The sequence below is a fragment of the Parasutterella muris genome, assembly GCF_009767915.1.
GTDB classification, from domain to species: domain Bacteria; phylum Pseudomonadota; class Gammaproteobacteria; order Burkholderiales; family Burkholderiaceae_F; genus Parasutterella; species Parasutterella muris.
In genome coordinates, this window is sequence record NZ_WSRP01000051.1 from 1 (window position 1) to 13,016 (window position 13,016).

Consider the following 13,016-nt stretch of genomic DNA (forward strand, 5'->3'; position numbering starts at 1 on the left):
TCTTTGTCACGTATTTAGCTCTGAGTTTAAGACTGATGCTGCATAAGCGGATGCAGGACGCCAACATTGACCCTGAGAAAGCTCCACGCCTGATAAGTGAGCTTAATGCATTAACTGTCTATAAGTTCGCTCCTGAGGGCCAAGTCACATATCTCTGGCACGAGATCCCAAAGCGTTACAAGGAACTTATGCAGAAGTTGAAAATAAAAATCCCCGCCCCGATTTTTGTAATCTAGGAGCGGGAATTCAGGTTTGCTTTTAACTGTTTGATTAATCACAGGCTTTAGCCTTTTCCGGCACAAGGCGGCCGACTTCTTTCTTATCGGCGTCGAGCAGGATCAGCTGCTTATCTGCTTTTTGCAGGTAGTGGGTACGGCTAAGCAGGTTAAGGAAGTTTTCTTCCTGTTCCATATATTCTTTAGCGCAGAGTTTGCGTGTCATTCCCATGCCGGACAGATCAATTTTGCCGTCCGCATCCAGCTGATATGTACCGGTGAGATAGTTGCATCCCGGTTCTCCGGAGATCTTGCCGTCTTTATGAAACGTGATCGTAGCGGGGAGTTCGCACTTAGAGGACTGTTCTTTTACAAGAGGCATCCAGGAATTTGCAGAAATATCTTCCGCTGTGATGGCAAACGCAGAAGCAGCCGTCGCGGAAAGAGCCAGAGTCGCAATGATTTTATGCACTTTTATATAACCTCCATTTGTTGATTCCTAGCTTAATAGAAATCAAAAAAGCTCAGGGTTAAAGCGGTTCTTTAATGTGCAACCAAATTTATCCATAGGCTGATCGCTTGAATGAAGGACGAATAAATCGACTGGCGCAGCCCTTTGGAAAATTGCCTAACCTAGATTTAGTTTGCTCGAAGACGTCAGCGAGAAGGAAGACGCGGTCTGTGGGAAGCACATTGAAAAGAGGAAAATCAGCGAACACAAAAAGTAATCGGATCACTCAAAACGCTGTGTAATTATTTGACTATTTATCACTTTTTTAGAAAAAAGCGGATTAGCGATCTGTCAAATAACTGAGGCTGGGTGTGATGACGCGGCAGTGATATTCCGGCATCCATGCAGTATTTCTTGATTTTTACTTCAGCGATTAAGCGGCTGTCGAAACGAAAACGCTTAATTTTCACGATCACGCACTTGCGGAAGCAGGGAGGCGGCAGATTTTAGACAATCAGAGCTTCATAATTTCCAGGGAGTGGTTCTCAGCTATTTTGTTCGGGTCGCGTAGAGGATTAGGGAAAAATTACACCGGGACAGTTCTCGGATCTTTTTGTGACAGGCAAACGAATCGAATCCTATCCGCGGTCGGTACGACGAACGCTATTCGACCTTTGGCTGCAGAAGCACCTGAAACACAAGTCTTGAACTGAGCTCGAGAACAATGTATTTTGAAAATAAGGAGTTCTGCCGCCTTGAAACAGAAGGATGCAGATTCCTCAAACCAATGTCCCAATAGTAAAGGCAATAAAACACGCACCCCCGAGGAGTAAATCATGAAAGTTACTGCCGTCTTCTTCTCACCCACCTGTAATACAGAAAAATATGTCACAGAAATGGTTCAGGCGACCGGAGAAATGCCGGTAGTTATTAATGTGACGTCACGAGACAGTGAGGAACGTGTTTTTGGTCCGGATGAGCTGGTGGTTTTCGGCGCTCCGGTCCATGGAGGTCTTATTCCTGAAATTGCAGCAAGACGCTTTTCCAAGTTCAAAGGAACGCGCACTCCGGCTGTGATCGTGGCTTCCTACGGTAATCGTCACTATGACGACGCTTTGGTTCAGATGCAGGATATTTTGAGCGCCCAAGGCTTTTTACCTCAGGGAGCCGCCGCGGTTATCGGACGTCATACCTTCGGCGAAATACAGACGGACCGACCCAATGCGGCTGACCTTGAAGAAGCGCGTGATTTTATGAAAAGACTTCTTGCTTCAGAACGTAAGGAAGAAGCCTTAGCGCTGCCCGGAAATCGGCCGTACCTCGCAAAAGGCGTTAAAGGACGCTTCCGTCCCCAAACCAAAAAAGAACTTTGCGTCGGATGCGGCATGTGCGTGAGAGATTGTCCTGTAGGCGCGATTGCAGAAGACTGCGCGACAATCTCTGAGGAATGCATTTCCTGCTTCCGCTGCATTCGACATTGTCCGATGAAAGGTAAATTTGCGGACTCCGATCTTTACAAGCAAGTGGCCGCAATGATGACGGAGAAACTCGCGGTGCCTCGTCCCAACGAATTTTATCTGTAGTCAGTGACGCCTGATTATTCGACTAAACGAATCTTGTTGGTAAATTTTTGAAGAGAAAGTTCGGTTTTGCGGGACTTTCTCTGTGCTGTTTGAGTACGCGCAGCCGTATCTCGGCAGGCGGTTTTACGTTCAAATGAAACGGTGTCCAAGGCTCACAGCCTTTCTCGAAAGCGGACGAAGGATCAGGAATAAAAAAGGCCTGCGTCGGAGCAGACCTTCAGGAACATTCTTCTTAACTAATCGGCCGAGTGTCCGGCTCAAAGACAGAACGCCACATAGGATAGAGCGAACCGTAAGAAAGGGCTGTGATGAAGAGGGCCCAAATGATAACCAGCATCTCGCCGAAGCCGCCGAGTGAAGAGCAGACCACCGCGCCTCCGGTCGCCATGATGAAAAGAAGCAGGCCGAGTGTCACAATCGGACCGAGAATTCGGAAGCAGACAATGAGACTGAAGAAGAAGGCTTTAGCCATCGGCATGCCGCGCCAGGCGATCAGCATCGGAGAAAAGCAGGTGACGCCAAGAAGGGTAACGTAGAGAACGCTGCCGACAATTAAACCGGCCCAGGGAAGGTGCGAGAGGATACTGGCGGTGTCATAGACACCGTTGACCGCTTTCCATTGCTCAATCGCAGGGGCGGAAAGCGCCTGAACGATAAAGTTGATCACAATAACGCACAGGCCGTAAATCAGCCCGAGAAGAATGAGCTTATTGCGTACCGCGGGATTTTTAAAGCCTTCGGCATAACAGCCGATCGCGGTCGGGATGCGTCCCTGAGTCAGTTCTCGTCCGCATCCTGCGAAGGCGAGGGCGCTGAAGGGCGTAACGATCGAGCTGATTAGAATGCCGGCATAGGGAATTTTGAGATATTCGCCGGGAATGTTGGCGATGAAAAGCAGAAGAATATAAATGCCGAGTACGCCGAAAATGGCAAGCGGAGCCTTGGCCATAATTCGGCAGGACTGCCTCAGCCATTCCATGCCCGTGCTCATGGGCAGACGATTATTGTTCATGAAATCAAAATAAAACTAAATCCAAGGAAGATCCGACGCTTTGGCCTTCCTGCGTAAAAGCAGAATCTTCTCGAAGTGAGAAGGATCATGCGGCTTAAGCAGGGAAGCAGGACGCGGCATGTAATAGTCGTACAGCCGAGAAACCCAGAAGCGAAGCGCGGCGCGTCGAAGCATATCCTGCCAGAGTTCTCGGTCGGCTTCTGTAAGCGCTCTGACAGAGTTGTAACCATCTATAAGCGCCTGTGCTTTAGGCATATCGATTTCACCGGTTTCCAGATTGATGCACCAGTCATTGAGTACGACGGCAAGATCGTAGAGGAAAGGGGCATTGCAGGCAAAGTAAAAGTCGATAATTCCGCCGAGTTTTTCTTCTTTACCGTTCACTTCGATCAGTGAGTTGTTGCGGAAAAGGTCGGCGTGGACTGCTCCGTTGGGAAGCGCTTTATAAGCGGGAGAGTTTTCCAGATCAACCTGGTAGGAAACTTCTTCTTCAAGAAGTTCATAAAGGCGTTCGGGAAGATAAGGCTTTAATCCCGGCATCACGGAGAGCCAGAATTTGGATCCTTTGGTATTTTCCTGAACCAGCGGAAAATCTTCTACAGCCGAGTGCATCTGAGCTAGAACGGCGCCAAGCTCTCCGCATACCTTCGCCGAAGGAAGCTCAACGTATTGTCCGGGGATGCACGCTGCGATACAGCAGGGTTTGCCGCAGACCTCTGAGGAAAGACTGCCGTCTTTAGCGGGGATCGGCGCGCTGACATTTAATCCTTTCTTACCGAGGTGATGCGTGAGCTCTAAATAGTAAGGAACCTGCTCCTTATTCAGTCGCTCAAATACGGTAAGTACGTATTTGCCTTTATCCGTGTCGAGATAGAAATTGGAATTCTCGATTCCGGAAGAGATGCCTTCGAAACGCTGAGCTTCTCCAATGTCATATTGATTCAATAGACGGTTCAGCTCTTCTCGGCCGACCTCCGTAAAAACAGCCATCTTTACTCTCTCAATTAAAATCCGAAATTAATAAATTTAGGTACCGTCATATCACCGTCTTTGTTGCCGCTCGGAGTCTTGTTGGACGGCACTTCACGCGTCATCACGTAAGGAATCTGAGTGGACATCGGCGTCACTTTAACTTCCGTGACCTGATTATGATTGTTCACGGTTTCTTCGATCTTTGTCTTCGGCCACATCGAGGTATCGGAAGTGCGGACTTTCGCTTTGTCGAGGTCCGATCTGGCTTTGTCCATGTTTTCCTTGGCGACTTCTTTTTCCTCGTGCTTGTTGGCACGCTGATTCATGTCCGTAACGCGTTCTTCAACGGTTCTTGCCTTAGCGTTGGGATTCTGAATATTGTCCGGCGCGTCATTAATGGCGGGCGGCGGAGCGTCGAGCTGACCGGCGGACGCGGTAAACATAAAACCGGCGCTTAGCAGAACTGAAAGAAGGGTTGTCGCTTTCATAATAGTTTTCCTTTTAAAGCATTGTTGCAAATTATTTTAGAGGATTAAAAATCCACCGTCAGCAAATTGGTGTGTAGTTTGGGCGGCTTGCGGCGGCGCATGCCGCCGACGGGATTGTGCTTTTTATGTAAGATTTTCTAATTCATTGAGCCTTAAACGAAATATTCGTTCGTTAGAATTCGTGCACATCATCAAATAAATCTTCTGCACCAACCCTTCATAACGGAGTCTTTATGTCGACGCTGACCTCCTCAGAAATTCTCGATGCAACAGTCCGAATGGGCGCTTCTAAAGCAGGGCAGAGTCCGCTCTCGAGAGCTGCCAACACTTTTTTAGCGGGTATGTACATCGCAATAGGCGGCTTTTTAGCGATTCGCGTCGGTCTGACGCTGCCGTGGGAAAGCTGGGGTGGGTTTGGCAAATTTATGTTTGGTGCGGTTTTCCCGCTCGGGCTGATGCTGGTCGTTCTTTGCGGCGCGGACCTTTTTACCGGCAGTTGCATGACGCTGACCACCGCCAGAGCTCGGAATCAAATTACCTTGGGTCAGGCGCTCTTTACAGGGGCGAGTTCCTGGATTGGAAATTTCGCGGGCGCGCTTTTTGTCGCGTATTTCATTGCCTACCTTTCGGGTCTGATTTTTGATGCCGCGGGCGGCACGCTTCCTTATGCGAGCGCGGCTGTCAACCTTGCCAATGCGAAGAGTTCTTTAGGCTTCACGGAAGCTTTTCTGAGAGGCGTGGGCTGCAACTGGCTGGTTTGTCTTGCGGTGTTTGCGGCGGCCGCCTCTACCGAGACCGCCGGCAAGATCGCCGCTCTGTGGTTCCCGACGATGGCGTTCGTCGCGCTTGGCATGGAGCACTGTATCGCCAATATGTTTTTTATTCCCCTGGGTATTCTCACAGGCTCCGATCCTCGCTACACAGCGCTTGTCGAGGCCGGGAAGGCGCTGCCGCTTAAAGCGGACTTCTATTCTTTCTTTGTATCGAACCTTCTTCCGGTGACGCTCGGAAATATTGTAGGCGGCGCGGTACTGGTCGGCATGCTTTATTTAGCCGCCAACAAGAAGTAGCGCTTGCCTCTTCGCGGCAGAACGAATGGATCTTTGCCGAGCTGATCGGCGAAAGAGAAGACAATTAGCTGAGAAGAAGAGGGTGCAGCGTAAAGCACTGTTTTGTAAGATCGGCCCCTATAAATGATAAGCCTCCGTGTATTTTGCGGAGGCTTTCGTTCGTCTAGGCGGAGAGTAAGCGCACGAAAAGGCACACGAGAGCTTTTATCGCACCGCGTCCTTAATCGCCTCAATATTCATTTCGCAGCAGCGATAACCGGCATTAATGGACTCTTCTGCGCGGTATGTTTCCAACAAACCGATGTCGGCGACTTTCGGGCAGAGGATTACTTCGGGAGGGTCGCCCGCCAGACGGGTTTTAGTGATTCTGTCCTGCGCAATATTAATAGAGCGGGAAATCGTTTCAAAGAAATCCGGAGGCTGAGGTCCGATCGGTTCTTTATTTTTTTTCGGCAGAAGCTTTTTAGCCTTAGCAACAAGTTTTGCGATTTCTCCCGTTTTTTTCTCTTCATACATGACATCGACTCTGCGCAGCAGATCGTTATTCAGGTTCACCGCGATCACGATGTCCGCGCCAAGCGCGCGGCAAAGCGACACCGGAACCGGATTGACGATGCCCCCGTCAATGAACCAGCGGCCGTCCGGTCCCTCTACCGGAGGGAATACGCCCGGCATGGCCATGGACGGCCATACGGAATCAAAAACCGAACCCTTGGTGATCCAGATTTCCTTTCCGGTCATTAGATCGCAGGTAACGGTGCCGAAAGGGATCTGAAGCCCTTCGATCTTTTCTTTGCGGAGCACGCCGCTTTTAAGCAAAAAGAGCTGCATTTGCTTCCGATTAATCCAGCCGTCGATGGAGAAACTCGGATTAAAGAAAGAGGTCCAATTCAGCCGATTAATCGCAAGCGCCTGACGGCGAAGATTTTCAAGATGACCGCCGGCGTAAGCGGCGCCGACGATCGCTCCGATCGAAGTTCCTGCAACCACGCTTGGAATAATGCCGTTATCAAGCAGACAGTCAATGATCCCGATATGCGAGAATCCTCTTGCTGATCCGCTCCCTAACGCAAGTCCGAGTTTCATTTCTTTCCTCCGTTTTTCCCTCTTGATTCTATCTCCTATAAATCTGTTTTCTTTGAACAAAAGTTCTCTATTCGGGGACAATTAGGGGCTTATTTTTGTAAAAGTCCTGATTCTCAGTTCTATCTGATGCATTTTTGAGAATATTTCATAATGCAAAAAGATTTTTTATATAGGGAAAACATAAGTTCAATTTCTAGAAGGTCTCGGCTCTCGGATTTAAAATATATTCAAACAACAGATCAACCCATTTTTTGCTCAAGGAACCTAAATGCGCCTCTACTACGGAGTTTGGGACGGTGTCGTCTACGACAACCGGGAAACTGAGGAGTATCTCGAACCTGAAGGTCTCGACATAAAGAATCTTCTTCAGTTCAATAACGGCAATCCCGTGATGACGTTTGTGTCTCATCGGGGATTCTTGGTTTTTCATCCGCATGCCAATCTTCTTTTAGCGTTAAGAAATTACTACAAGCGTGTTGAAGAGGATTCATGCGGAAAATGTACGCCGTGCAGAAGCGGTTCGATCATTATTTCCGAGATGCTTGAAAAAGCGGATTCGGGAGAAGAAATTGACTGGGACGCGCTGATTGATGTGGCCCGTATGATGCGCAATACCAGTTTCTGCGGCGTTGGGCAGACTTGTCCGGTTGCGCTTATTGAAGCGATTAAGGCGTTCCCTGACGATTTTAGAAAAGTGCCTAACCCGAATAACGCTTTCGGTCATTATGAAGTTATGACCGCTCCGTGTATTGAAGCGTGTCCGGCTCATGTAAATGTTCCCCGATATATTGACTACATTAAGATGGGACGGACTGATCTTGCGACTGGAGTTGTGCTTCGTCATTATCCGCTTGTCGGTTCCTGCGGCCGTGTCTGTGTTCGTCTCTGCGAACATGCATGCCGTCGTCAGCAGCTAGAGGGGCCGGTTGACATTAAGAATCTGAAGCGTTTTGCCGCAGACTCTCTGAACTACACCGTCGAAGAAATGTTTGAGGGGGCGGCTGCTCAACCCAATGAATTTTCGCCGAGGATCGCGGTTGTCGGTGCCGGGCCTGCGGGTCTGACCTGCGCCTACCATCTGCTTCTGAAGGGCTATAAAGTCGAAGTCTATGAAGCTCAGCGCAAAGCCGGAGGCATGGCGCTTATCGGCATTCCTCAGTATCGTTTGCCCAAAGGTATTCTTTTAGAAGAAGCCAAGGTTATTGAAAAGCTTGGCGGTAAATTCCATTACGGACACCGTCTGGGGAAGGATTTCACGATAGACGATCTCTTTAGCGAAGGCTTTAACGCGGTATTTATCGGAGTCGGATGCTCAAAGGGCATGCTGCTCGGATTCCCGGAAGACGCTCAGAACATTGAAGGCTACAGCAACGGCCTTAATTTCCTACTTAAGGTCGAGCGCGGGGTGGTGGAAGGCGAGTGTCCGACATTTTCCGGAGACTTTGTAGTTGTCGGAGGAGGCAACGTCGCCATGGACTGCTCACGCTCCGCGGTTCGAATGACCGATGGGAAGGTTCACGTTATTTATCGGCGCACAGAGGAGCAGGCGCCTGCGGATCCGGCAGAAATTCATGCCGCTAAAGAAGAAGGCATTGAATTTCATTTTCTCACTGCTCAGAAGCGCCTCGTTGTTGAGGACGGCAAGGTTGTCGGTCTTGAATGCGTCAAGCTGAAAGAGGGTGAGAGCGAGCCTAACGGACGTTCTAAGCTGATTGAAATTCCGGGAACGGAATTTATCATTCCGTGCTCGAACGTCATTAGCGCGATCGGACAGCGCATTGATCAGAGCATTTTTGAAGATAAGGATGAAATTCAGTTTGATAAGCGCGGAAATATTTCCGTAACGGAATCCCTGGCGACGAGTCGTCCGGGAGTATTCGCGGGCGGAGACTGCGCGACAGGGCCTACCACATTGATCGGCGGTATGGCTCAGGGTCAGACGGCAGCTGAATCCATTCACGAGTACCTTACCCGCGGTTCGGTCGGTTTTGAACCGAGAGCCCGCATGACTCAGATGATCAAGAAGTGCGCGCTTTTGACAGACACTGAGAATTGTCTTCCTTCCATGCACAGAGAAAGAGTTCAGATGTGGGAGCTTAACCCCGCAATCCGCCGCAAGAATTTTGAAGAGGTTGAACTGGGATTAACGGCCGAGCAGGCCAAGAAAGAAGCTGAGCGCTGCATGCGCTGCTATCGTTTGTTCTCGGTGGTGACACAGCTTCCGATTCCTGGTTCCGATCATTGGGCTCAGAAGCAAGGAGAATAAAAATGAGAGCGTATATCAACAATAAGCCCTTTGATTTTGATGAAGAGATCACAATTCTTGAAGCGGCGCGCAAGATGGGATTTTTTATTCCGACGCTTTGCGCCTTTCAGCCTCTGAACCATACTCCGGGTACCTGCGCGGTTTGTATCGTGCGCGTTATCCGTGCTGACGGACAGGAGCTGACGCTTACTAGCTGCAAAACGCCGCTTGAGGACGGCATGCATGTGGACACGATCTCGTCGGCTGTGAAGAAGCTTCAGAGAAAGCAGGTTGAGCTTTTGTTTGCCGATCATGAGCAGGACTGCGTGACCTGCGGACGCTACGGCAACTGCGAGCTGCTTCAGCTTGCGAGAAACCTCGGCGTTAAGAGCGCTCAGTACACCGGTAAATTTACCGCGAAACGCACGGTTGACACTTCCGACTTAGCAATCCAGCTTGACGGCAACAAGTGTGTACGCTGCATGCGCTGTGTTGAGGTATGCAGCCAGCTTCACGGTATTGGCGCGCTGCGCATTGACAACATCGGCACCTCCGCGGGCGTCTGTGTCAATCAGGCGGACAAGTGGATTGATTCGAATCTTTGTGTCCGCTGCGGACAATGTATTATGGTTTGTCCGACCGGGGCCCTGATGGCGCGCGACAATGTCGAGCAGGCTCGTGAGCTGCTGGAAGATGAGGAGGTCATTACGGTTGTCCAGTTTGCGCCTGCCGTTCGCGCAACGCTTGGCGACGCGTTTGGTCTGCTTCCGGGAACCAATGTTGAAAAGCGCATCATTACCGGCCTGAAGATGATGGGCGCTAATTATATTTTGGACACCAACTTCTCTGCTGACATGGTTATTATGGAGGAGGGGACGGAGCTGCTCGGACGACTGAATGATCCCCAGGCCAAGCTGCCGATGTTTACCTCCTGCTGTCCTGCCTGGATCAACTATGTTGAGCAGCACATTCCGGAGCTTTTGGATCACATTTCTTCGACGCGATCTCCGCAGGCCGTGATGGGTTCAATGGTTAAGACCTGGTTTGCCGAGAAGATCGGTCAGGATTCCTCCAAGATCCGCATGATTTCGATCATGCCGTGTACCGCCAAAAAGGTTGAAGCGGCTCGTCCGCAGTTGGCTAAGGACGGTGTTCCCGATACAGATCTGGTTCTGACTGTGCGTGAGCTTGCGCGTCTTTTCCAGAGCCGCGGCATTGATTTAAAGACGATTCCGGACGGTGAGTTTGACACACCGTTCATGAGTCAGGGTACGGGTGCAGCGGTGATATTCGGCAAGAGCGGCGGTGTTGCGGAAGCCGCAGCGCGTACGCTCTATCATGTTCTGACCGGTGGAGAGGTGAATTCCATTCCTTTCCATGCGGCCAAAAATCCCCACGCCTTTAAAGAAGCGGAGCTTGAGCTTGGCGGCAAGACGCTGAGGATCGGCGTAGTTTATGGTTTAGCGAATGCTCATGAAGTCGCGCGTCAGGTTTTAGACGGAACAAGTTCGTATGACTTTATTGAAGTGATGACCTGTCCCGGCGGCTGTGTGAACGGCGGGGGCACCTTCCGCAAGAGAGGCAAGTACCTGAACTTTACCGAGCAGCGATTTGAAGCGCTTGAAAAAGCGGACGAGAACTGCGTATACCGCCAGTCACACAATAGCCCGATGGTTCAGCAGGCGTATCGCGAGTTCTTTGGCGAGCCCAACTCGCACAAGGCGCACAAGCTGCTGCATACGACCTATGACAATCGGAAGAAAGAACCGGCAGTTCCTTCGATCCGAGAGGTGTGGCAGAAGATAAAACTCGGCTAATTCGAGACTGCGCAAACATGGGCTCCCGAACAAAGTGCATTTGTTCGGGGGCCTTTTACTATAGTTGGAAGAATCAGCGTAACTGTTGGACGGAAAGGGAAAAATTCCTCAAAAACAATTTCTGAATCATCCTTTGCCGAATGGCTGTGAGGGAAGCGGGCAGGCCGGTTTAATTTAGTTTTAGCAAGGGGAAAAAATTTTAGTGCTCCGGACATAATCTTTTACAATAAGCAGTGAACCCCGAGAAGAGTGAGCTATGAAGATTAAGTATTACGTTCATGGAGCGATAAGCTTGAGCGCCAAAGGTTACTATCCAAAAATTCCGTATGAAGAAATTTATTTTGAGGATTTTGCGTTCGAGGTAATCGCAAACACAGAGTATGAGTGCGATTATTACGCTAGTTGTATCGTTAGCGGTACTCAGCATGACCACGACGACAAATATACAGAGCTCATGCTTGAGAACAGAATTTACAACGACATGGTAGGCGAGTCGCTTAGACCCAATTATGCGGGTTATTTTTACAGAGAAATAGACGGCAAAATTCAGCGCTCCCCGTGGGCACGCCCATCAGAGCAGAAGATAACCAAGGCAATGAGTAAATTCAAAACGCACCCATACTCTTGGAAAACCATTGGCATGTCGCACAAACTTCCGTTTTGGTTCAGATGGTTAAGACACTTTGATACACACACTCTTTTATATTCAATCCCGATAATTCTTCCTCTATTCGCATGCATGATCGGGATACGTCCCAAAACTTTTGAAGAATTATGGGATTTCTACTACGGAACTGGGCTGTTTTATCTTTACTGCATGATGTTTGCCTGGCTAACTTACTGCATGTATAAGCAACAAGAATAGAGCAGTCTTCTGCTGTTCCTATTTTTGGGATAGAAAGCTGACACAACTCTGAATTTTAAGAGAGTGTCATTTATGGCGCGATGATTATTCACTGAGGAGGGGTTCTCTTTATCCGTTACTGTGCGCTTGAATGCTGCCCTTATAATTAGGAATGTCGGCTGAAGGACAAAGCCAATTAACTAATAGGGCGATAGCAAGAGATGAAGACTAAAGAATTATTGTTTGCCGCACTGTTCAGTTTCTCCTCGATAGCATCAGCCGAGACAGACACCGGCATTGGATCCAATGAAGTTAATACCGTAGGCGGTAAATTAACGATTAGAACATTTGAAACAGATCCGAGTCAGCTCGTTCTTAATTCTTCCAATTTGCCGATTGCGGAAAATTACTATCTTGAGCTTGTCGGGAAGGTTCATTTTTCCGATGAAGCTGATTTTGTTCTAGTTAGGTCCAATCCCGGCGGGAACGCCACACCCAACCAGTACTACGTCGTCCGGGTCGGCAAAGATAAAACGTGGAGGCTTACCGACATATCGTGCACGAGCTTTAAGTCTGTTGAAGGCGACGGCTCAAAGTTTTATAAGGACGGTGAGACTGTAAAGGTTGTTTTTCCTGAGTACCTGGGGCATCGGACTTTTAAAGTGACAGCAGAGCTTGATCCGAACGGAGAACTGATACATGAGGAGAAGAAGATTGAGAAGGACACACTGATGTCGACGATCACTTCTTTTGATGACGTTGCCGGTAAAGAACTGCCGCCCGTAGCTCTTATTCTCATACCGGCAGTGAGGGATGACTTGCTTAAGAAGGGAACTTATAGCTTTATTTTTAACTATCTGGACGGACTTGGCAGCCCATTGCTTAATACTTCGGACAGCGGTGATGTAATCTATTTAAGTGCACACGGTTCACATGCTGAATCGTGGCAGGAAATTGATATGTGGACCAATACCAAGGGTAAATATTGGATTTTATATCCGACTTCATGCTCAGGTGAAGAGTGCAAATTTTTAGTGTTTACAAACCTCACATATCTTCAAATAAGAACTTATTTAGAAGCTCTTTTAAATGATCATAAGTATCCATGGTTTGAAGGAAAATACATGAGCAAGTCAAGCTTTACTATTAACGGCCAACTGAAAAATTGCAGAACTAGAGAACTAAAAATTTAAAAATCACAAAAAATCCATTTATTTCAGTGGAATAAAAGGA

At 48.9% G+C, this 13,016-nt stretch carries 12 protein-coding genes; 7 read left to right on the forward strand and 5 right to left on the reverse strand.

What is annotated here, in order from left to right:
* Window positions 1-236: hypothetical protein (locus E5987_RS13180; RefSeq protein ID WP_237178831.1), on the forward strand; the 236-nt coding region annotated here is incomplete at its 5' end.
* 34 nt (window positions 237-270) lie between these two features.
* Here the strand turns inward: E5987_RS13180 and E5987_RS11705 are convergent.
* Window positions 271-687, reverse strand: a complete 417-nt coding sequence (locus tag E5987_RS11705) for an META domain-containing protein (protein WP_160336264.1) — start codon at window positions 685-687, stop codon at window positions 271-273.
* Between the two features lie 815 nt (window positions 688-1,502).
* Here E5987_RS11705 and E5987_RS11710 point away from each other — a divergent pair.
* Window positions 1,503-2,249, forward strand: a complete 747-nt coding sequence (locus tag E5987_RS11710) for a 4Fe-4S binding protein (RefSeq protein ID WP_160336265.1) — start codon at window positions 1,503-1,505, stop codon at window positions 2,247-2,249.
* A gap of 232 nt (window positions 2,250-2,481) precedes the next feature.
* Here E5987_RS11710 and E5987_RS11715 read toward each other — a convergent pair whose 3' ends face one another.
* From E5987_RS11715 to E5987_RS11725, 3 genes are read right to left on the reverse strand one after another with little or no spacing between them, the layout of a single operon-like run.
* Entirely contained in the window at window positions 2,482-3,261 is a 780-nt protein-coding gene (locus E5987_RS11715; RefSeq protein ID WP_160336266.1) for a BPSS1780 family membrane protein, read from the reverse strand.
* Between the two features lie 15 nt (window positions 3,262-3,276).
* Window positions 3,277-4,251: a homoserine kinase gene (locus E5987_RS11720; protein WP_160336267.1), complete on the reverse strand. Its 975-nt coding sequence runs from the start codon at window positions 4,249-4,251 to the stop codon at window positions 3,277-3,279.
* A gap of 14 nt (window positions 4,252-4,265) precedes the next feature.
* Window positions 4,266-4,721, reverse strand: coding sequence for a hypothetical protein (locus E5987_RS11725; protein ID WP_160336268.1), 456 nt, complete (start codon window positions 4,719-4,721; stop codon window positions 4,266-4,268).
* A gap of 233 nt (window positions 4,722-4,954) precedes the next feature.
* On the opposite strand from E5987_RS11725, the gene E5987_RS11730 reads away from it, so the two are divergent.
* Entirely contained in the window at window positions 4,955-5,791 is an 837-nt protein-coding gene (locus E5987_RS11730) for a formate/nitrite transporter family protein (protein ID WP_160336269.1), read from the forward strand.
* A gap of 204 nt (window positions 5,792-5,995) precedes the next feature.
* Here E5987_RS11730 and E5987_RS11735 read toward each other — a convergent pair whose 3' ends face one another.
* Window positions 5,996-6,877 carry a patatin-like phospholipase family protein gene (locus tag E5987_RS11735; RefSeq protein WP_160336270.1) on the reverse strand — a complete coding sequence of 294 codons (882 nt, stop codon included), beginning with the start codon at window positions 6,875-6,877 and terminating at the stop codon, window positions 5,996-5,998.
* A 268-nt stretch (window positions 6,878-7,145) separates the two neighbouring features.
* Between E5987_RS11735 and E5987_RS11740 the strand changes: the two genes are divergently transcribed.
* From E5987_RS11740 to E5987_RS11755, 4 genes are all read left to right on the forward strand, one after another.
* On the forward strand, window positions 7,146-9,143 hold the full coding sequence (locus tag E5987_RS11740) for an FAD-dependent oxidoreductase (RefSeq protein ID WP_160336271.1): 1,998 nt from the start codon (window positions 7,146-7,148) through the stop codon (window positions 9,141-9,143).
* Between the two features lie 2 nt (window positions 9,144-9,145).
* A complete protein-coding gene (locus tag E5987_RS11745; protein ID WP_160336272.1) occupies window positions 9,146-10,939 on the forward strand; it encodes a [FeFe] hydrogenase, group A in 1,794 nt (597 codons plus the stop codon).
* Window positions 10,940-11,195: 256 nt separating this feature from the next.
* On the forward strand, window positions 11,196-11,804 hold the full coding sequence (locus E5987_RS11750; RefSeq protein WP_160336273.1) for a hypothetical protein: 609 nt from the start codon (window positions 11,196-11,198) through the stop codon (window positions 11,802-11,804).
* Window positions 11,805-12,004: 200 nt separating this feature from the next.
* Window positions 12,005-12,976 (forward strand): hypothetical protein, encoded by a 972-nt coding sequence (locus E5987_RS11755; protein WP_160336274.1) that lies wholly within the window; start codon window positions 12,005-12,007, stop codon window positions 12,974-12,976.
* Window positions 12,977-13,016 lie beyond the last annotated feature (40 nt).

Bases quoted from the DNA above. Each gene is read 5' to 3' on its own strand.
- E5987_RS11735 (WP_160336270.1), bottom strand. From the start codon at position 6,877: ATGAAACTCGGACTTGCGTTAGGGAGCGGATCAGCAAGAGGATTCTCG.
- E5987_RS11740 (WP_160336271.1), top strand. From the start codon at position 7,146: ATGCGCCTCTACTACGGAGTTTGGGACGGTGTCGTCTACGACAACCGG.
- E5987_RS11715 (WP_160336266.1), bottom strand. From the start codon at position 3,261: ATGAACAATAATCGTCTGCCCATGAGCACGGGCATGGAATGGCTGAGG.
- E5987_RS11755 (WP_160336274.1), top strand. From the start codon at position 12,005: ATGAAGACTAAAGAATTATTGTTTGCCGCACTGTTCAGTTTCTCCTCG.
- E5987_RS11710 (WP_160336265.1), top strand. From the start codon at position 1,503: ATGAAAGTTACTGCCGTCTTCTTCTCACCCACCTGTAATACAGAAAAA.
- E5987_RS11720 (WP_160336267.1), bottom strand. From the start codon at position 4,251: ATGGCTGTTTTTACGGAGGTCGGCCGAGAAGAGCTGAACCGTCTATTG.
- E5987_RS11725 (WP_160336268.1), bottom strand. From the start codon at position 4,721: ATGAAAGCGACAACCCTTCTTTCAGTTCTGCTAAGCGCCGGTTTTATG.
- E5987_RS11750 (WP_160336273.1), top strand. From the start codon at position 11,196: ATGAAGATTAAGTATTACGTTCATGGAGCGATAAGCTTGAGCGCCAAA.
- E5987_RS11745 (WP_160336272.1), top strand. From the start codon at position 9,146: ATGAGAGCGTATATCAACAATAAGCCCTTTGATTTTGATGAAGAGATC.
- E5987_RS11730 (WP_160336269.1), top strand. From the start codon at position 4,955: ATGTCGACGCTGACCTCCTCAGAAATTCTCGATGCAACAGTCCGAATG.